Source organism: Sphingosinicella flava (assembly GCF_016025255.1).
Lineage (GTDB): Bacteria > Pseudomonadota > Alphaproteobacteria > Sphingomonadales > Sphingomonadaceae > Allosphingosinicella > Allosphingosinicella flava.
This window is the reverse complement of record NZ_CP065592.1, coordinates 820,414-838,080: the sequence shown is the minus strand read 5'-3', so window position 1 is coordinate 838,080 and position 17,667 is coordinate 820,414. Positions and strand designations below refer to the sequence as shown.

Sequence of the window (17,667 nt, the reverse complement as noted above, 5' to 3'; positions counted from 1 at the left end):
TTTGACGTCCATATGTTACGAACTCGTCCCCCTGCGCGTGGCGAATTGCCGCGGTCTTTGGCGATCGCTCTCTTAAAGACCGACCGTGATCAAGCAACCGCCAGCCAGATGCCGCCGATATTCCGCCTGCATCTAGATCAAGATTTAGGGCCGCCCGGGTGGCAAGCTACCTTGCTTGCACGAAAAACGCTGTACTTGCCTACCCGACAGCCCATCGCGAGGCCCGCATGTTGGCCGAAATTTCGCAACTGGGGGAAATGGAAAAACCGCGTCGAAGTGCCACTTCGACGCGATCTCTTTAGTGCGCCGCCAGCAGCTTCCGCTCGCCCGCTAGGTTCATCAGCGCCTTTTGCAGCTTCTCGAACGCGCGCACTTCGATCTGGCGGATGCGTTCGCGGCTGACGTCGTAGACCTGGCTGAGTTCTTCCAGCGTCTTCGGGTCGTCGGTCAGGCGGCGTTCGGTGAGGATGTGGCGCTCGCGGTCGTTCAAGGCCTCCATCGCTTCCACCAGCAAATCGTGGCGGACGCGGGTTTCCTCGGCTTCGGCAACGCGCTCGTCCTGCAGCGGGTCGGTGTCGACCAGCCAGTCTTGCCACTGGCCTTCGCCTTCCTCGCGCAAGGAGACGTTGAGCGACGTGTCGCCGCCCATCGCCATGCGGCGGTTCATCGAAATGACGTCTTCTTCCGATACGCCGAGGTCGGTGGCGATCTTCGTCACGTCTTCCGGCTTCAGGTCGCCATCCTCGAACGCCTCGATCTGGTTCTTCATCCGGCGGAGGTTGAAGAAGAGCTTCTTCTGCGCCGCGGTGGTGCCCATTTTCACGAGCGACCAGCTGCGCAGGATGAATTCCTGGATCGACGCGCGGATCCACCACATCGCGTAAGTGGCGAGGCGGAAGCCCCGGTCCGGCTCAAACTTCTTCACGCCCTGCATCAGGCCGATATTGCCTTCGGAGATGAGTTCGCTCACCGGCAGGCCGTAGCCGCGATAGCCCATGGCGATCTTCGCCACGAGTCGCAGGTGGCTGTTCACCAGCTTGGCCGCCGCCTCGGTATCCTGATGCTCCGACCAGCGTTTGGCGAGCATGAATTCTTCTTCCGGGGCGAGGATCGGAAACTTCTTGATTTCCGATAGATAGCGGTTGAGGCCCGCCTCGCCGCTCATCGCGGGGATGGTTTTGGGGACGTTGCCGCTTGCCATAGTCTTTCTCCCTGACCGGCACCTTTGGGGCGCCGATACGCTTCTCATTCATACGGAGAGGGCGATTAACAGTTCCTGCATATCAGACGGAACGACGCTCTCAAAGGTTAAGTTTTGTTTCGATACCGGATGGACGAAGCCAAGCACCGCAGCGTGCAGCGCCTGCCGCTTGAAGTCCAATTGATTGAGCAAATCACGGTGAGCGATTTTGGTGCGCCCATAGGCGGGATCGCCTAAAAGCGCGTGGCCTATCGAGGTCATGTGGACGCGCACCTGGTGAGTACGGCCGGTTTCGAGGCGGCATTCTATAAGCGACGCCTCCTTCAATGGCCGTTCCAGTGCATAATGGGTCACCGCGCGCTTGCCCCGGCCTTCCGCGACGATCGCCATCTTCTGGCGATTGGCCGAAGAGCGGGCGAGGGGGGCGTCGACCGTGCCGCTCGGCGGGTTCGGAATGCCTGCCACGATCGCCTTGTAGCGGCGGTCGATGCTGTGCTTTGCAAACTGCGCCGCGAGCCCTTCATGCGCCCGGTCGGTCTTGGCGACGACGATAAGGCCCGACGTGCCCTTGTCGATGCGGTGGACGATGCCCGGCCGCGCCACCCCGCCGATGCCGGACAGGCGCCCCGCGCAATGGTGGAGCAGGGCGTTCACCATCGTGCCGTCGATATTGCCCGCGGCGGGGTGGACGACCATTCCGGCGGGCTTGTCGACGACGAGGAGATGCTCGTCCTCATGAACGATGACGAGCGGAATATCTTGCGGCGCGTTGTGCGCCTCGGCAGTAGCGGGGACATGAACCTCGTAAGCCCCGCCCGGAACCGCCTTGGACGCAGGGTCGCGGACCGCCGCGCCTTGCGGGCCGAAAACGGCACCGCTGCTGATGAGGGCCTTCAAACGCTCGCGGGACAAGGTGGGGATCGCGGCGGCGAGGGCGCGGTCGAGCCGCCAGCCTTCAGCCTCCGAAGCGACGCCCACGCGCATGATCGAAACCCCCCGATCCATCAGGAGGCCGATGTGGGAACGGGCGTTAAGATTTCAAGGGCTCTGCTGGACCGGCTGCGGAATGAAGCGGCGGCGGCAGGTCCGCTGGAAATCTGCGGTTTGCTGGTTGGGAGAGTGGGGCAGATTGAGAAAACGGTGGCTTCGTCCAATCTCGCCGCCGATCCCGCGCAAGGTTTCCTGCTCGATCCTGCCACGCAGATCGCCGTGCAGCGGCGGGCAAGGGAGAAAGGGAGGACGGTTCTCGGCTGCTATCATTCCCATCCAAGCGGCGATGTGCGGCCTTCGGCCAAGGATGCGGCGCAAGCCGAGGAGGAGGGGGCGTTGTGGTTGATCGTGTCGCGGGATGCGGCGGCCTTGTGGATCGCGAGTAAAGGCGGCGCGGTTCGTGGGCGGTTCGACGCGGTGGCCTTAACCTTTCCATCATCACCCGAACCGCGTCTGGGTGACGTTAGAAGAAAGACCGCCTTGCCTCCACAGGCCCGACCCGCCAATAGGGATCAAGACATTCCAGACCGGGGCCCGCGCCATGAAATCCATTGAATTCGCAAGCCTTCTCTGCTCCCGTCTCTGTCACGACCTTCTGAGCCCGGTAGGCGCGCTCAACAACGGCATCGAATTGCTCGCCGACGAGCAGGATCCGGACATGCGGGCGCGTTGCCTGGATCTCCTTGCCGAAAGCGCCCGGACGACGGCCAACAAGCTCAAATTCTTCCGCCTCGCCTTCGGCGCCGCGGGCGGCTTCGGGGACGAGGTCGACACCGGCGAAGCCCGCGCCGCGATCGAAGGCCTGTATGGCGTGGACGGCCGCATCGCCCTTGGCTGGATGGTGGACGAGCCGGTGATGAGCAAGTCGGCGCTCAAGGTGCTGCTGAACCTCGCCCTCATCGCGGGCGATGCGCTGGTGCGCGGGGGGCGGCTGGATATCGGCGTGGAGCGGCACGGCGCGGGCCTCGACATCGTCGTGCGCGCCGAAGGGCCGCGCATTCTGCTCGATCCCGAATTGCGCAAAACCTTGACCGGTCAAACGGCGGAGGATGCCATCGAGCCGCGCGCCGCCGCCGCCTGGCTCGTATATTGCCTGGTTTCGGAAGGCGGCGGCAGCGTCCAGGTGAGCGACGCGGAGGAAGGCATGCTCCTGCTCGGAACATCCGTGCCCGCCTGACGCGTCATCCTTCGCCTCGGCCGGAGCCCGAGGCGGTTAAAGGGTTCTTTACCAGCGCCGGTGCATGCGTGGGCCTCATGCAACGATCCGGGCTTTGGCTTGATGGACGACCTTCTCGACGATTTCATCGCGGAAACGCGGGACATGCTGGACGCGCTGAGCGGCGAAATCGTGGCGTGGGAAGCAAATCCCGGCGATCGCGAGCGGTTGGACGCCATTTTCCGCTTCGTCCACACCGTGAAGGGCAATTGCGGCTTTTTCGAACTGCCCCGCCTCGAAAATCTCAGCCATGCCGCGGAGGATGCGCTAGCCGAGGTCCGGTCCGGACGCCGGGAGGCCGATCATCCGCTGGTCAGCGCGGTCCTCGCCATCATCGACCGCATCGGCGAGATCGTTCAGTCGCTTCAGACTGGCGAGGCGGTTCCCAATGACAATGATGAGTTTCTCATATCCGCCCTGACGCAGCCGGTGCCCACTCCGCGCCGCGACATGGAGGAGCAGGCTCCGGTCGACCTGCGCGCGCCGGTGCGGAGCATTCGCCTGTCGGTCGAATTGCTCGACCGGATGATGAACGGCGTGTCCGACATGGTGCTGGCCCGCAACGAACTTGCCCGCCGCTTGCGGGAAACGGAGGCTGATCCGGTCCTGGAGGCTGCGTTCGACAGAGTGTCGGCCTGCATCGCGGAAATGCGCGAAGCGATCACGCGGACGCGGATGCAGCGGATCGACAATCTGTTTGCAAGCCTGCCCCGCATGGTCCGCGACCTGTCGGTGGAGCTGGGCAAGAAGGTCGCCCTCGACATCGACGGCGGGGATGTCGAGCTCGACCGCGAGATGATCGAAATGATCCGCGATCCGTTGACCCACATCATTCGCAATGCCCTCGACCACGGCCTTGAGACCGCGGAAGACCGCCTCGCGGCCGGCAAGGCCACGATCGGCCAGCTGCGCGTTCACGCCCGTCAGTCGGGCAACCAGATATTGATCGAAGTCGCCGACGACGGGCGCGGAATCGATGGCGAGCGGCTGCTCAAGAAGGCGCTTGCGGCGGGGATCGTCACCCCGGCACGCGCGGAGACCATGACCTTGGCGCAAAAGGTCGCCCTTATTTTCGAACCCGGCCTGTCGACCGCGCGGGAAGTGACTGCCATTTCCGGGCGCGGCGTGGGTATGGACGTCGTTCGCGCCAATGTGGAGAAGATCGGCGGAGTCGTCGATCTCGACAGCAAGCCCGGGCACGGGCTGCGCCTGACGCTTCGCGTGCCGCTTACCCTTACCATCATTCCCGCGCTGACCGTCAGTGCCGGCGGCCAGAAATTCGCCATTCCGCGCTCCGCCATCGAAGAGATCGTGCGGTATCGGGGCGCGGTCACGGTCGAATCGCTCGGCGGATCGAAGATCGCCAACATTCGCGGCAAGCGGATGGCGCGCGTGTCGCTGTCGGCGGCGCTCGGCATGGCGGAAACGACCGAGGAACGCGATCAGACCATGATCGTGCTGAAACCCGCGGGCGCCGACCTTTACGCTCTCGCCGTGGACGTGATTCACGATCATGAGGAGCTCGTCATCAAGCCGGCGGCGCCCCCCGTCATAGCGACCGGGCTCTACGCTGGCACGACCCTTGCCGACGATGGCCGCCCGATCCTGCTGCTCGACTGCGCCGGCATCGCGGCTGCGGCGGGCGTCGTGCTCGACGCGGCCGAGGCCGAAACGGCGCCGGTTCAGCCCGTTGAGGAAATGGCGGGGGATCGGCCCGCGACGCTCCTTTTCCGCACCCTCGAAGGCCGCTGCCGCGCGGTCCGGCTTGCCCTTGTCGAACGGATCGAGGACGTGCCGGTCGAGGCTGTCCAGGTTTCCGCCGGGCGCCTGCGCGTCACGATACGCGATGCGCTGTTGCCGCTGGCAGGCTGCGCCGCCGCGCCGTCTGAGGGCAAGATGCGGCTCCTTCGCCTGACGGACGGGACGGCGGAGCTGGCTTATGCCTTCCGCGAGGTGATCGATATCGTGCCGCTGGCGAGCGAGGTCATTCCCGCCGCCGTGCCGGGTGAAGTTGGCGGCGTGACCCTGATCAATGGCGAGCCGGTCGAAATGCTCGATCCCTTCTGGCTGTTCGCCGCGCATTGCAGCGCCGAGGGGTTGGACGCGCCGCTGACCTGCGCGTTGCCGTCAAGCGACGCCTGGATGCACAATATCCTGCGCCCGATCCTGGAAAATGCCGGTTATCGCGTGATCGCGGCCGAAGGCGCGGACCCGGAAGCGGTCGACGTTCTGATCGCCGCCGATGGTGAAGCGCCGCCCGGCGCGCCGAAGGCGAAGCTGCTGCGCTTGCGCGCCAATCCCGACGACGAGGGCGGGGACGGTAGCGTCTACCGCTACGACCGCGCCGGATTGTTCAGCGCGTTGACCGAACGCAGCCGGGCCAAAGCGGGGCAAAAGGCATGACGGCGCTCTTCCTGATCGTGGATATCGCGGACGAGAGGGTCGCGATTCCGGCCAGCGACGTCCAGTCGGTGGTGGAGCTGGAGGGCCTGACCCCCGTGCCCGGCTCCGCGCCCCATATTCTGGGCCTGTCGGCGCTCCGCAGCCGCGTTCTTACCGTCGTCGATTGCCGCCGCGCGCTTAGCCTCGCCCCCCACGACGAAGCGCGGCGCGAAGCGATCGTCGTCAGCATCTCGGGCCACCTTTATGCCCTGCTCGTCGATCGTGTGGACGATGTCGTCGAAATCGACGACACCGTGTCGCCGGTCAGCACGGTCCTGGGCTCCGCATGGGTGCATGCCGCACGCGGCGTCGTATCGACCGGCGAGGGTGTCTGCCTTCTCCTGGATCCCGCCGCGCTCATCGATGCGCCGTCGCGTCAGGCGGCCTGACCTTTAAGAGAGTGCTTACCATTAGGGATTAAAGGGCTGACATGCTCTCAGGGGGTTCATGGGATGAAAAACTGCCTCGTCGTCGATGATTCCAAGGTGATCCGCAAGGTCGCGCGTCACATTTTGGAAACGCTGAATTTCAATGTCGACGAAGCGGAGGATGGCCGTGAGGCCCTATCCCGCTGCGAGGAAAAGATGCCCGACGTGGTGCTGCTCGACTGGAACATGCCAGTGATGAGCGGCATGGAATTCCTGCGCACGCTCCGCCAGCAGGACATCCCAACCCAGCCCAAGGTCGTTTTTTGCACCACGGAAAACGATACCGCGCATATCCGCGCCGCCATCGAGGCGGGGGCCGACGAATATGTGATGAAGCCGTTCGATCGCGAAACGCTGGAAAGCAAGCTCCAGATCGTCGGCGTCGCGTGAAGGGCGCGTCCGCCCGTGATATCGAGCGGGGGACGATGATGCCGGGGCATGCGGCGCCGCGCATCCGGTTGATGATCGTCGACGATTCGCCGGTGGCCCGCGCCGTATTGTCGCGAATGATTTCCACGTTCGACGATTTCGAAATCGTCGCCACGGCGGGCTGCGCCGACGAGGCCTTGGCGAAACTCGAGGCGGTGAGCGTCGACATCGTTCTCCTCGATGTCGAAATGCCGGGCACGAGCGGGCTCAATATTCTTCCCGATATCCTGCGCACCGGAAAGGGCGCGCGCGTGCTCATCGTATCCTCCAATGCCGAGGATGGCGCCGAAGCCGCGGTCCGCGCCCTGGCGCTGGGCGCCGCCGATACCTTGCCGAAGCCTGGCACCGGCAATTTCGGCGGCCGTTTCGCGCATGTGCTTGCCGAACGCCTGCGCCGGATCGGCCGCGCCGGCGAAGACGGGGCGGTGGACGAGCCCGCGCAGGAACAGGGCGGAGTGAAAGCGCCAGACGGTAAAAGCGCCCCGCTGGCGCTGCGCACGGTCGATCCCCACCGCGTCGGCTGCCTTGGGCTTGGCGCGTCGACGGGCGGCCTTCGTGCGCTGAACGAATTCCTGCGCAACTTGCCCGCATCGATCGGCGCCCCCATCCTCATCACTCAGCACCTGCCGCCTGTCTTCATGCCCTATTTCGCCCGGCAGGTGGAGGCGGCCTCCGGGCGCCTGACCCTGGTGGCCGAAGACGGCATGATATTGAAGTTGGAGGAAATCCTGGTCGCGCCGGGCGATGCCCATCTCTGCCTGGAATGGCAGGGGGGCACCATCCGGGTCCAATTGAACAAGGACGCGGCGGCGACATCCTGCCTCCCGTCCGTCGATCCCATGCTGATTTCGATGGCCGAAATGTACGGCAAGAGTGCCTTGGCCGTAATCTTCAGCGGCATGGGCCGCGATGGGCTGATCGGATCGGGAGAAGTCGCCCGGCGCGGGGGCGTGGTGCTGGCGCAGGATGAGGAGACTTCGGCGGTGTGGGGAATGCCGCGCACGGTGGCGGAGGCGGGCCTTGCCAGCGCCATCGCGCCGCCCGCCGACCTTGCCCATTACGTCGCGGCACGCGCGCGGGAGGCGGTGTGCAAGTAAGCGATTCCGCCATTCGCATCCTGGCGAACCTTCTCGAGGCGCGAACGGGACAGCAGCTCGCCAGCAGCCGCCGCTGGCGGATCGAAACGGCGCTGAAAGGCTTGCTGCGCGCTCGCAACATGGAGAGCATCGACCAGCTGCTGACCGACCTCGTGTCCGCGCGCGATCCCGGTCTGGCGGACGCCGTGGTCGACGCGCTTCTCAACAACGAAACCTATTTCTACCGGGATCGCGCCGCATTCGACCTTCTCCTGTCCAGCGCCTTGCCCTCCTTGCAGAGCGCGCGGGAGCGGGGGAAGAGACTGTCCATCTGGTGCGCGGGCTGTTCCACGGGCCAGGAAGTCTATTCGATTGCCATGGCCATCGCCGAGGACCAGGCGCGTTGGGACGGCTGGACCGTCGATATCCTGGGCACCGACGTGTCGCAAACCGCGATCCAGCAGGCCCGGAGCGGGCTCTATTCGCAATTCGAAGTGCAGCGCGGTCTGCCGGTCGTGCAAATGATCCGCTGGCTCGAAGCGGAAGGCGAAGGCCAATGGCGCGTCCTTGAAGGCCTGCGGGCGCGGGTGCGGTTCCGCACGCACAGCCTGATGGATGCGGCGCCGCCTCCCGGCCGTTTCGACATCATCCTGTGCCGGAACGTCCTGCTCTATTTTCAGGAAGCCGCGCGCGGGACCGTCTTTGCCCGGTTGTCGCAGGCGATCGCGCCCGACGGCTTCCTGATGCTCGGTGCCGGAGAAACGGTGATCGGGCAGAGCAAGTCGTTCGTATCCAACGCCAATTTCCGCGGCCTCTACAGTCCGGTTGAAGTGCCGGCCGCAACCTTGAAATCGACGGCGGCCTGACACTCCGCCATTGCCAAAACGGTATCACCCCCGTCATTTAGGGTGGCATGACAGAGCCAATCGATCATCCATCCCCCAATTTCGGCGACCGCTTGCTGCCGGTATCGATGATCGTGCTTCACTATACGGGCATGGAAACGGCCGAAGCCGCGATCGATCGCCTGGCCGATCCGCAAGCCGGCGTTTCCGCCCATTATGTCGTGACGGAAGACGGCACCGTTCTTCGCATGGTCGATGAGGACAAACGCGCCTGGCACTCGGGCCAATCCTTTTGGCGGGGCATCACGGACGTCAATTCGGCGAGCGTTGGAATCGAGATGGTCAATCCGGGCCACGAATTCGGCTACCGGCCTTTTCCGGACGCCCAGATCGAGGCGCTGATCCCGCTCGTTGCGGAGATCAAGGAGCGGCACGGCATCACTCGGGGCAATATCGTCGGACATTCCGATGTCGCGCCGCGGCGCAAGCAGGATCCGGGCGAGCTTTTCCCCTGGTACCGTCTCGCCAAGCTGCGGCTGGCGCTGCCCAGGCCCGCGAAGAATCTGGTCGATCCCGGCTGGTCGGACAGCGCCTTTCTGCTCGCGCTCGAACGCTTCGGCTACGACGTCAGCGATGCCCTTGCCGCCACCGTCGCCTTTCAACGCCGGTTTCGCCCCGAATTGATCGACGGGACGATCGACGGCGAGTGCCGGTCGCTTCTCCTCGCGCTTCTCCTTCCCAAACCGCAAGGCGACGACTAGATAGGGCTTACCAGAGGGTCGGGCGGCCGCGGCCTGCAGCAATGCGGGGCGAGGAAAGTCCGGGCTCCACGGAACAACGGTGCCGGATAACGTCCGGCGGGGGCGACCCCAGGGAAAGTGCCACAGAAAGCATACCGCCGCTCTTCGGTGCGGTAAGGTCGAAAGGGTGCGGCAAGAGCGCACCGCGGGCCCGGCAACGGGAACGGCATGGCAAACCCCACCGGGAGCAAGACCGAATAGGGGCGGCATGGTGGCCTTGTTCCGGCCGGACCGCCCGGGTTGGTTGCTTGAGGGGCGGAGCGATCCGCCTCCTAGAGGAATGGCCGCACAGTCTTCGCGAAAGCGGGGATGGACAGAACCCGGCTTATAGACCCTCTGGCTTGTTTTCGCTGGGTTTTCCAGCTTGTAGTGGGTGATCATGGGACGTCAGACTCGATCGAATGACTGGGGTTTTCCGCGCTGGCGCGCTTATGGCAGCGAGCGCGTGGCGCAGCAGGTGCGCCCCTGCGACCGTGAAGGCTGCGATGAGCCTGGCGACCGGCCCGCGCCCAAATCGCCCAACCGTCCGGACCGCTGGTATTTCTGCGAACGCCATGCGGCCGAATATAACAAGGGCTGGGACTATTTCGCCGGCCTCTCCAAGGAAGAAGCCGAAGCGCGTGCCGCGGGCGAGCAGCGCGATGCCGGCGCCTATGGCCAGGCCAAGTTTTACGGCTGGGGCGGAGAGGGGGACGGCACCCGCAGCCGCGACGAGATGCGGGCGCTGGATGTTCTGGGTGTCGAGGTGGATGCCTCCTTCGACGAGATCAAGGCCGCCTATCGCCGCCTCGCCAAGGCCAACCACCCCGACGTGGCCCCTGACGATGCCGATGCCGCCACACGGTTTCAGGCGATCACGTCGGCCTATGAGGTGTTGTCGAAGGCTGAGGAACGGCGGGCCGCCAGCTAGTTGCGCTCCGGCGAAAGCCGGAGCCCAGCGGCGCGAACGAACGACTGGGCTCCGGCTTTCGCCGGAGCACAACGGTGTTTTACGTCCGCTTCTCCATGAACATGAAGGTGCCGGTGACGTTGGCTACCGGATCGCCCAGGTCTCCGTCATGCGCGACGCCGCGGACGAAGGCGATCTTGCTGGTGATGCGATAGCATTCGCCGCGACCGATAATCGTCCGCCCAGGCGTCGCAGGGCGCAGATAGTCGACGCGCATGTCAAGCGTCGCCTGATGCCGGAAGCGGCCGATTTTCACCCAGATCGCCGTGCTGGTCGCCATGTCCATCAGGCTGATGATCGGCCCGGACGCGATCACGCCGGTTTCCTCCACTCCGATCAAATCTTCGCGATAATCGAGCGACAATTCCGCCCAGTCGGCGCCGTGATCGCGATAATCGATGCGGAGCGCGCCGCCATGGCCGACGCGGCCCGCAAATTCGGCGAAGAGCTTCGGGTCGAAACCCTGCATATTGCGAAGGGCGTCGCCGGCATTCATCCGCGCAGCCGTTCCGCGGTTTGCCGGATGAGCGCGATCATGTTGGGAATGCCCTGCGTCCGGTTGGAGCTCAGCTGGTTTTTCAGATCGAAGGGGGCGAGGGCGCCTTCGATATCGGTCGCCAGAATTTCCTCCGCCGTCCGATCCTGCACCGTCGTCAGAACGAGCGCGATAATCCCCTTCGTGATGGCAGCATTGCTGTCGGCGAGAAAATGGAGACGGCCATCCTCGCGCGGCATCGGATAGACCCAGACGGCGGCCGAGCAGCCGCGTACCAGGGTCGCGTCGGTCTTCAACGCGTCCGGCATCGGCTCCAGCGTCCGGCCGAGGTCGATCAGCAAACGGTAGCGGTCGTCGGCGTCGAGCAGTTCGTAATCGGCGTAGATATCGTCAAGCGCGGTCATGACGGCGCGGTATCAGAGGAGAGGCGGGGGAGCCAGCGATCTATCCCCCTCCCCCATCAAGGGGGAGGCTATCGTCAGCGCTGGTCCCTAAGCCTTTCGATCTCGCGTTCCAGGCTGCTTTCCTTGTCGGTCGCGATGCGTTCGAGGACGGCGACGCGGTCGCGCAATATCTTCACTTCGTCGCGCAGGCGCCCGGCCTCGGCATCGTTCACATGATATTCGTTGCCGTGACGGTCGCGACGGACGCCATATTTGGCTTTGATGATGCTGGCGATGGAGACGATGGCGACGATGATCACCACCATTTCGAACGGATTCATGCCACGTAACTCCCTAAAATGCTGATGTTTAGTTGATCGGCGTGTGGCGCAGGCGTTCGATCTCGTCGGACACCGCAATGCCCTTTTCGGTGACGATCCGCTCCAGCACGCGCACCCTCTGTTCCAGCCGCTCGGTGTGAGCGGCATATTGCGCCGCCTTCTCCGCCGTCATGCGCGCCTCGATCTCCAGCTTCTTCTCGCGATGTTCGAGGAAGCGCTTGATGAGGCCTTGGCCGAAGATGAGCGTGACGGGCAGGCCGATGACCACCAGCACGGTAAAGGCCTTCAACAGATCTTCTAGCATAAGTCCCTCAATTCTTCGGCAGGCGCAGGGCTTCGATTTCCTGCGTCAGGCGGTGGCTGTCGTCGGTGACGATGCGTTCGACGGTGGCGAGCCGATCCTTGATCGAACCAAGTTCGGCGCGGAGCTGGGCATTTTCCTGGGTGAGCAACTTCACCCGTTCGATCGTCTCGTCATTCTGCTTGGGGTAGATCGGCTTTCCCCAGCTATTTTCGAGCGGATAGCCGTTTTTGATGCGAAGCCAGGTGGTGAAGACCCAGCCGCCCACCCCGATCGCGGCCATGATCACCGCAAGTGGAAAGAATTGAGACATGAAAGCAAATTTTTCCATTTCCGCTTCCTTTGATTGATGCGGTTGCCGCTAAGCTGTCAGCGCAATTTTTCGATTTCGTCGGCGAGCCGGTTGTCGGAACTCGTGACATAAGTTTCGATATTGGCGAGGCGGCGGTCGATGTCGCGGAATTTGGAGCGTACCGTCTTCACCGTCCGGGTCGGCGAGGCGCGGACGCCCTGCCAGAATTTTTTGTCGTCCGGCGTGGTGTAATCCAATTCGCGCGGCTTCGACGGGGCGATGTAGCCGGCGATGAGATAGACGATGAACGGTGCGCCCGAACCCAGCATGGTCGCGGCGACGAGGCCGATGCGGATCAGGGTGACGTCGATGCCGGTATAATCGGCGATGCCCGCGCAGACGCCCAGCCATTTGGCATTCTGCTTGTCGCGATAGAATTTGGTGTGACGCGCGCTCATTTGCGGAGGCTCCTCAATTCTTCGAGGTCGCGGTCGATCTCGCCGAGATCGCGGACGGGGAGACTGGCGACCGGATCGTGAGTCACCGTGCGCCAGCCCGGATTTTCCGCCGACATGATCCGTTCGATGGTCGAAAGGCGGTCTTCAAGGCGGCGCGCCATTTCATGCAGGCCGTCGAGGAGGTTTTCGTCCTCGGTGGTCAGCGTCGCGGCACTTTTCCATTTGGTAATGTAGTGAAAAATGATCCACGGCAGGCCGAGGAAGATCGATACGATTGCGATGACGCCTGTCGGATCCATGACTTAGCCTTCCTGACCGGAGTTGCGGTTTTTGGCCTTCAGGGCCTCGAGCTCCGCCTCGATCTTCTCGGCGTTGCGGAGTTCGGCGATTTCTTCTTCCAGCGTCTTGGGCGGAGCGCCCAGCGCGAGCGCGTCGGCATGGCCCTCGGCGAAATCGACGCGGCGCTCCAGCACGTCGAAGCGGCTGAACGCTTCGCTCGTCTTGGGACCGGCATACATTTCGCGGAGGCGGGCGCGATTGTGGGCGCTTTCCATCCGGCTGGCGATCGCGTTCTGGCGGGTCCGCGCCTCGCGCAATTTGTTCTGCAGCTTGGCGATATCGGCTTCCGACGCGCGGAGCGCATCGTCCAGCACCGCGATTTCGGACTTCAAGCCGTCGGCCATTTCAGCCGCCTTCTGCTTTTCCACCAAAGCCGCCTTGGCGAGATCCTCGCGGTCCTTCGAAAGCGCCAGCTCGGCCTTTTCGACCCAGCCTTCCTGGATTTTCTCCAGCTTGGCGATCTGGCGGCGCATCTCCTTCTGATCGGCGATGGAGCGCGCGGCCGAGGCGCGGACCTCGACGAGCGTTTCCTCCATCTCCAGGATGATCATGCGGATCATCTTGCCCGGATCCTCCGCCTTGTCGAGCAGGTCGGTCACGTTGGCGGCGATGATGTCCCGTGTCCGCGAAAAGATACCCATCAAACTGAAACTCCTTGAGATCTTTTAAAAGCCGGAAGCTCTCTGCAACCCTTATAGCAGATTGGTCCGGCTTTAGGCACTCAGTACGGCAACGACCGGCGCGCCTTGTTCCGCGGCCGCCGGAGCGACGGCCATGCCGATGCAGGTGGTGCTGAACACGAGGGCAGCGACGGCGGAAACGGCAACGCGCTGAATGCTGTTGAGGTCGATATTGAACATGGTCTTTCTCCTTGAACCCTGGGCTGCCTGACGGCGGCTCTTGCCAATTATGTTACAAGAGCCGTGCCAATTTTAAGACGCACGGAAATCCGCCATTTTTCTCTGAGAAAGCGGGGCGCATCGGCGAAAAGACTTGCCAAGAGGTGGGAATTCGTCCCAACATTCGGGAATGGAGCGCACCACTCAGCTCGTTGGTCAGTCCTCATCCTTCCTCGACGCAATCGAGCGCGCGAGCCGGGCCGCGCCGCTCGATCGTCCCGTGCTGGTGATCGGGGAGCGGGGGACCGGCAAGGAATTGGTGGCCGAGCGGTTGCACCATCTCTCCTCGCGGTGGGATGGGCCGCTCGTCGTCATGAATTGCGCCGCCTTGCCCGAAACGTTGATCGAGGCGGAATTGTTCGGACATGAAGCGGGTGCGTTCACCGGCGCGTCGAAGGCGCGCGCGGGGCGTTTCGAGGAAGCGGACGGCGGCACCCTGTTCCTCGACGAACTCGCGACCTTGTCGTCGGCGGCGCAGGACCGCCTTCTCCGCGCCGTCGAATATGGCGAGGTGACGCGGATCGGCGCCAGCCGCCCGACCCGGGTGGATGTCCGCATCGTTGCGGCGACCAACGAGCATCTGCCCAAATTGGTGGATGAAGGGCGATTCCGGGCCGACCTCCTCGATCGCCTGTCTTTCGAAGTGGTGACGTTGCCGCCCCTGCGCCACCGGACCAGCGACATCCCCGTCCTTGCCGACCATTTCGCCCGGCGCATGGCGTTGGAGCTGGATTGGCCGCAATGGCCGGGCTTCAGCGCGAATGCCATGGACCGGCTGCTCGGTTATGATTGGCCGGGCAATGTGCGCGAGCTGCGCAACGTGGTGGAGCGCGCCGTTTATCGTTGGGAGGACGCGGATAACCCCGTCGACTTGATCCAGTTCGATCCCTTCGAATCCCCCTGGCGGCCGCCGTCGATGGCCCGCGTCCAGGGGGCGGAGGCAAGCCCGGCCGAGGTGCAGGCGATTGTCGCCGCCCCATCCCGTTACGATCCATCGAATTGTGCCGACTTTCGCCTTGCCATCGCCGAATATGAGAAGGCAATTTTGGCTGCTGCTCTGGATAAATGCCGGTGGAACCAGCGCGCTGCAGCGACCGCATTGCAGCTTACCTACGATCAGCTCCGTCACGCCATGAAACGGCACAAGCTCGGCGAGAAGGAATAGGGTCTGCCTCACCCAACACAGGGCAAAGCTGCTCTATCGCAAATCAGACCATGCTTTTTTATGCGAGAGCCATTCAAATCGCGGTCCTAAACGTATAGCTGCTGGTCATCCAAAAAAGGAGGAAACACCCATGGCTTTCACGCTCCCGGACCTGCCGTTCGCGAAGGACGCGCTCGGCGATTATATGTCGGCCGAGACTCTCGATTACCATCATGGCAAGCATCATAAGGCCTATGTCGACAAGACGAACGGCATGCTGGGCGAAAAGGGCCTGGAAGGCGCCTCTCTGATCGAGGTCATCAAGGCGGCGAAGGAACGGGGCGACAAGGGGTTGTTCAACAACAGCGCCCAGATCTGGAACCACAGCTTCTACTGGAATTGCCTTGCCCCCGCACAAGGGCAAAAGCCGGCAGGCAAGCTCGCCGACATGGTGAGCGCCGAGTTCGGCTCCACCGAAAATCTCATCGCCAAGCTGAAGGAAGAAGCTGTCGGCCATTTTTCCAACGGTTGGGCATGGCTGATCCTCGATCGGGATAAGCTCAAGATCACTTCGCTCCACGATGCGGACAGCCCGGTCGTTTATGAGGGCATGAAGCCGCTCCTGACGCTCGATGTGTGGGAGCATGCTTATTATATCGATTATCGCAACGCCCGGCCGGATTTCGCCGAAAAGGTTCTTTCGAATATCGTGAATTGGGATTTCGTCGCCCAGAATCTCGATGGCGAAGGCTTTAGCCGCGCCGACCAGGAAGGGTGAGTTACGGTCCCTCCCGCTCCGGCGGGAGGGAGGCCCGGGGCTTTCAAGGCGCCGGGAGGGTGAGGGATTGATGCGAACGGCGCTCGCTCCCTCACCCGACCTTCCAATGGCGTTAATTCTTCAACCGGTAGCCGGTCTTGAAAATCCACCACACGGCGGCGAGGCATAGGCAGAACAAGCCAGCGGTGATGCCGAAACTGACGCCGAACGCCACGTCCGCAGTGCCGTAGAAGGTCCAGCGGAAGCCGTTGATCAGATAGACGATCGGGTTGAAAAGGGTCACCGTCCGCCATGGCTCGGCCAGCATGTCGATCGAGTAGAATGCGCCGCCCAAAAAGGTCAGCGGCGTGATGACGAGCAAGGGAATGATCTGAAGCTGCTCGAAGCCTTTCGCCCAAACTCCGATGATGAAACCGAGCAGGCAGAACGTCGCCGCGATGAGCAGCAGATAAGCGAGCATCAGCACCGGATGCGCGATGCGGATATCGACGAACAGATGTGCCGTCGCAAGGATGACGAGCGCGACGATGGTGGATTTGGTCGCCGCCGCGCCGACATAGCCGAGCACGGTTTCGAACGCGGAAAGCGGCGCCGACAGGAGTTCGTAGATGGTGCCGGTGAATTTCGGCATGTGGATGCCGAATGATGCGTTGAAAATGCTTTCGGTGAACAGCGACAGCATCATCAGCCCGGGTACGATGAAGGCGCCGTAAGGCACGCCGCCGATTTCCGTCATTCGGGATCCGATCGCCGATCCGAAGACGATGAAATAGAGCGAAGTGGTGATGACTGGCACGGCAAGGCCGGTCCAGAGCGTGCGGAAGAAGCGGTGCAGCTCGAACATGTAGATGGCGAGGACGCCGCGATGGTTGAATGCGGACGCGCTCATTGGCCGTTCCTTTCGTGGACGAGGCTGACGAAGATATCCTCCAGCGAGCTTTGCCGCGTGTTCAAGTCTTTGAATGCGATGCCGAGATCGCTCATCGCGCGGAGGAGGGAAGGAATGCCGGTTCGTTCCTCATGCGCGTCGAAAATATATTCGAGTTCGTTGCCGTCGGCCTTCAACGTCAAGTTCCAATCGGAAAGCTCGGAGGGCACACGCTCCATCGGGTCGGCGAGATAGACGGTCAGCTCCTTCTTGCCGAGCTTGCGCATCAAGGCACTCTTTTCCTCGACCAAGATCAGCTCGCCTTGGTTGATGACGCCCACGCGGTCGGCCATTTCCTCGGCCTCTTCGATATAATGGGTGGTGAGGATGATGGTGACGCCATTTTCGCGCAGCTGGCGGACGAGCTTCCACATGTCGCGGCGCAGCTCGACGTCGACGCCCGCCGTGGGTTCGTCGAGGAACAGGATGTCCGGTTCGTGGGACAGCGCCTTCGCGATCATCACGCGCCGCTTCATACCGCCCGACAATTCCTTGATCTTCGCCTTGCGCTTGTCCCAGAGCGAGAGGTCTTTCAGGATTTTCTCGATATAAGCGGGATTGCGGGACTTGCCGAAGAGGCCGCGGCTGAAGGTGACGGTATCGATCACCGCCTCGAAGGCGTCGGTGGTCAGCTCCTGCGGCACGAGGCCGATGCGGGAGCGGGTTTCGCGATAGTCCCTTTGAATGTCAAAGCCATCGGCGCGCACCGTGCCGCTCGACGGCGTGACGATGCCGCAGACGATGTTGATGAGGGTCGTCTTCCCCGCGCCGTTCGGGCCGAGCAAGGCGAAAATCTCGCCTTTGCGGATGTCGAGATCGACGGATTTGAGCGCCTGATGGCCCGACGCATAGGTTTTCGTAACGCCCTTGACCTCGATGACCGGCTGCATGCTGCCCCCTTTTCATCCGTCATGCCGGACTTGATCCGGCAT

General features: G+C 63.1%; 24 protein-coding genes and 1 other RNA gene. 12 read left to right on the top strand and 13 right to left on the bottom strand.

The genetic code is table 11. From position 1 onward, the window contains the following. Positions 1 to 298: 298 nt before the first annotated feature. Together rpoH and IC614_RS04360 are read right to left on the bottom strand one after the other, a co-directional pair. Positions 299 to 1,201 (bottom strand): RNA polymerase sigma factor RpoH, encoded by a 903-nt coding sequence (gene rpoH, locus IC614_RS04365; protein WP_200972648.1) that lies wholly within the window; start codon positions 1,199 to 1,201, stop codon positions 299 to 301. A gap of 48 nt (positions 1,202 to 1,249) precedes the next feature. Beyond that, positions 1,250 to 2,206, bottom strand: a complete 957-nt coding sequence (locus IC614_RS04360; protein ID WP_200972646.1) for an RluA family pseudouridine synthase — start codon at positions 2,204 to 2,206, stop codon at positions 1,250 to 1,252. Positions 2,207 to 2,218: 12 nt separating this feature from the next. Here IC614_RS04360 and IC614_RS04355 point away from each other — a divergent pair, with 12 nt between their 5' ends. From IC614_RS04355 to IC614_RS04310, 10 genes are all read left to right on the top strand, one after another. Further along, positions 2,219 to 2,746, top strand: a complete 528-nt coding sequence (locus IC614_RS04355) for a Mov34/MPN/PAD-1 family protein (RefSeq protein ID WP_200972644.1) — start codon at positions 2,219 to 2,221, stop codon at positions 2,744 to 2,746. Continuing rightward, entirely contained in the window at positions 2,733 to 3,368 is a 636-nt protein-coding gene (locus IC614_RS04350; RefSeq protein WP_200972642.1) for a histidine phosphotransferase family protein, read from the top strand. The genes IC614_RS04355 and IC614_RS04350 overlap by 14 nt, the downstream gene beginning before the upstream one ends. A 102-nt stretch (positions 3,369 to 3,470) precedes the next feature. Continuing rightward, positions 3,471 to 5,810, top strand: coding sequence for a chemotaxis protein CheA (locus tag IC614_RS04345; protein WP_200972640.1), 2,340 nt, complete (start codon positions 3,471 to 3,473; stop codon positions 5,808 to 5,810). Continuing rightward, positions 5,807 to 6,238 carry a chemotaxis protein CheW gene (locus IC614_RS04340; protein WP_200972639.1) on the top strand — a complete coding sequence of 144 codons (432 nt, stop codon included), beginning with the start codon at positions 5,807 to 5,809 and terminating at the stop codon, positions 6,236 to 6,238. The genes IC614_RS04345 and IC614_RS04340 overlap by 4 nt, the downstream gene beginning before the upstream one ends. Positions 6,239 to 6,301: 63 nt before the next feature. Beyond that, on the top strand, positions 6,302 to 6,667 hold the full coding sequence (locus IC614_RS04335) for a response regulator (protein ID WP_200972637.1): 366 nt from the start codon (positions 6,302 to 6,304) through the stop codon (positions 6,665 to 6,667). Then, entirely contained in the window at positions 6,664 to 7,803 is a 1,140-nt protein-coding gene (locus tag IC614_RS04330) for a chemotaxis protein CheB (protein ID WP_226372726.1), read from the top strand. The genes IC614_RS04335 and IC614_RS04330 overlap by 4 nt, the downstream gene beginning before the upstream one ends. Further along, positions 7,794 to 8,648 carry a CheR family methyltransferase gene (locus tag IC614_RS04325; RefSeq protein WP_200972636.1) on the top strand — a complete coding sequence of 285 codons (855 nt, stop codon included), beginning with the start codon at positions 7,794 to 7,796 and terminating at the stop codon, positions 8,646 to 8,648. The genes IC614_RS04330 and IC614_RS04325 overlap by 10 nt, the downstream gene beginning before the upstream one ends. A 47-nt stretch (positions 8,649 to 8,695) precedes the next feature. After that, on the top strand, positions 8,696 to 9,388 hold the full coding sequence (locus IC614_RS04320) for an N-acetylmuramoyl-L-alanine amidase (protein WP_200972635.1): 693 nt from the start codon (positions 8,696 to 8,698) through the stop codon (positions 9,386 to 9,388). Positions 9,389 to 9,398: 10 nt separating this feature from the next. Further along, positions 9,399 to 9,771, top strand: an RNA gene (gene rnpB, locus IC614_RS04315) — RNase P RNA component class A. A 35-nt stretch (positions 9,772 to 9,806) separates the two neighbouring features. Next, positions 9,807 to 10,337, top strand: a complete 531-nt coding sequence (locus IC614_RS04310; protein WP_200972634.1) for a J domain-containing protein — start codon at positions 9,807 to 9,809, stop codon at positions 10,335 to 10,337. 79 nt (positions 10,338 to 10,416) lie between these two features. On the opposite strand, the gene IC614_RS04305 is transcribed toward IC614_RS04310, so the two are convergent. The 9 genes from IC614_RS04305 to IC614_RS04265 form a co-directional block, all read right to left on the bottom strand. Further along, a complete protein-coding gene (locus IC614_RS04305) occupies positions 10,417 to 10,872 on the bottom strand; it encodes a PaaI family thioesterase (protein ID WP_404829143.1) in 456 nt (151 codons plus the stop codon). Next, the gene (locus IC614_RS04300; RefSeq protein ID WP_200972632.1) at positions 10,869 to 11,276 is read right to left on the bottom strand and encodes a SufE family protein; all 408 of its coding nucleotides are present in this window, start codon (positions 11,274 to 11,276) and stop codon (positions 10,869 to 10,871) included. Before IC614_RS04300 ends, IC614_RS04305 begins: the two co-directional genes overlap by 4 nt. 74 nt (positions 11,277 to 11,350) lie before the next feature. Next, positions 11,351 to 11,596, bottom strand: a complete 246-nt coding sequence (locus IC614_RS04295; protein WP_200972631.1) for a hypothetical protein — start codon at positions 11,594 to 11,596, stop codon at positions 11,351 to 11,353. A gap of 28 nt (positions 11,597 to 11,624) precedes the next feature. Next, the gene (locus IC614_RS04290) at positions 11,625 to 11,900 is read right to left on the bottom strand and encodes a hypothetical protein (RefSeq protein WP_200972630.1); all 276 of its coding nucleotides are present in this window, start codon (positions 11,898 to 11,900) and stop codon (positions 11,625 to 11,627) included. A gap of 7 nt (positions 11,901 to 11,907) precedes the next feature. Continuing rightward, positions 11,908 to 12,228, bottom strand: coding sequence for a hypothetical protein (locus tag IC614_RS04285; RefSeq protein ID WP_226372725.1), 321 nt, complete (start codon positions 12,226 to 12,228; stop codon positions 11,908 to 11,910). A gap of 38 nt (positions 12,229 to 12,266) precedes the next feature. Further along, positions 12,267 to 12,647, bottom strand: a complete 381-nt coding sequence (pspC, locus tag IC614_RS04280; RefSeq protein ID WP_200972626.1) for an envelope stress response membrane protein PspC — start codon at positions 12,645 to 12,647, stop codon at positions 12,267 to 12,269. Then, positions 12,644 to 12,946 (bottom strand): envelope stress response membrane protein PspB, encoded by a 303-nt coding sequence (pspB, locus tag IC614_RS04275; RefSeq protein ID WP_200972624.1) that lies wholly within the window; start codon positions 12,944 to 12,946, stop codon positions 12,644 to 12,646. The genes pspC and pspB overlap by 4 nt, the downstream gene beginning before the upstream one ends. Before the next feature lie 3 nt (positions 12,947 to 12,949). Further along, positions 12,950 to 13,627, bottom strand: coding sequence for a phage shock protein PspA (pspA, locus tag IC614_RS04270; RefSeq protein WP_200972622.1), 678 nt, complete (start codon positions 13,625 to 13,627; stop codon positions 12,950 to 12,952). 72 nt (positions 13,628 to 13,699) lie between these two features. Next, entirely contained in the window at positions 13,700 to 13,846 is a 147-nt protein-coding gene (locus IC614_RS04265; protein WP_200972620.1) for a hypothetical protein, read from the bottom strand. Positions 13,847 to 14,015: 169 nt separating this feature from the next. Here IC614_RS04265 and pspF point away from each other — a divergent pair, with 169 nt between their 5' ends. Together pspF and IC614_RS04255 are read left to right on the top strand one after the other, a co-directional pair. After that, positions 14,016 to 15,050: a phage shock protein operon transcriptional activator gene (gene pspF, locus IC614_RS04260; protein ID WP_200972618.1), complete on the top strand. Its 1,035-nt coding sequence runs from the start codon at positions 14,016 to 14,018 to the stop codon at positions 15,048 to 15,050. Positions 15,051 to 15,180: 130 nt separating this feature from the next. Next, positions 15,181 to 15,807 carry a superoxide dismutase gene (locus tag IC614_RS04255; RefSeq protein WP_200972616.1) on the top strand — a complete coding sequence of 209 codons (627 nt, stop codon included), beginning with the start codon at positions 15,181 to 15,183 and terminating at the stop codon, positions 15,805 to 15,807. A 112-nt stretch (positions 15,808 to 15,919) separates the two neighbouring features. On the opposite strand, the gene IC614_RS04250 is transcribed toward IC614_RS04255, so the two are convergent. Beyond that, positions 15,920 to 16,696, bottom strand: coding sequence for an ABC transporter permease (locus tag IC614_RS04250; protein WP_200972614.1), 777 nt, complete (start codon positions 16,694 to 16,696; stop codon positions 15,920 to 15,922). Continuing rightward, positions 16,693 to 17,625 (bottom strand): ABC transporter ATP-binding protein, encoded by a 933-nt coding sequence (locus IC614_RS04245; protein ID WP_200972612.1) that lies wholly within the window; start codon positions 17,623 to 17,625, stop codon positions 16,693 to 16,695. Before IC614_RS04245 ends, IC614_RS04250 begins: the two co-directional genes overlap by 4 nt. Positions 17,626 to 17,667: the final 42 nt, after the last annotated feature.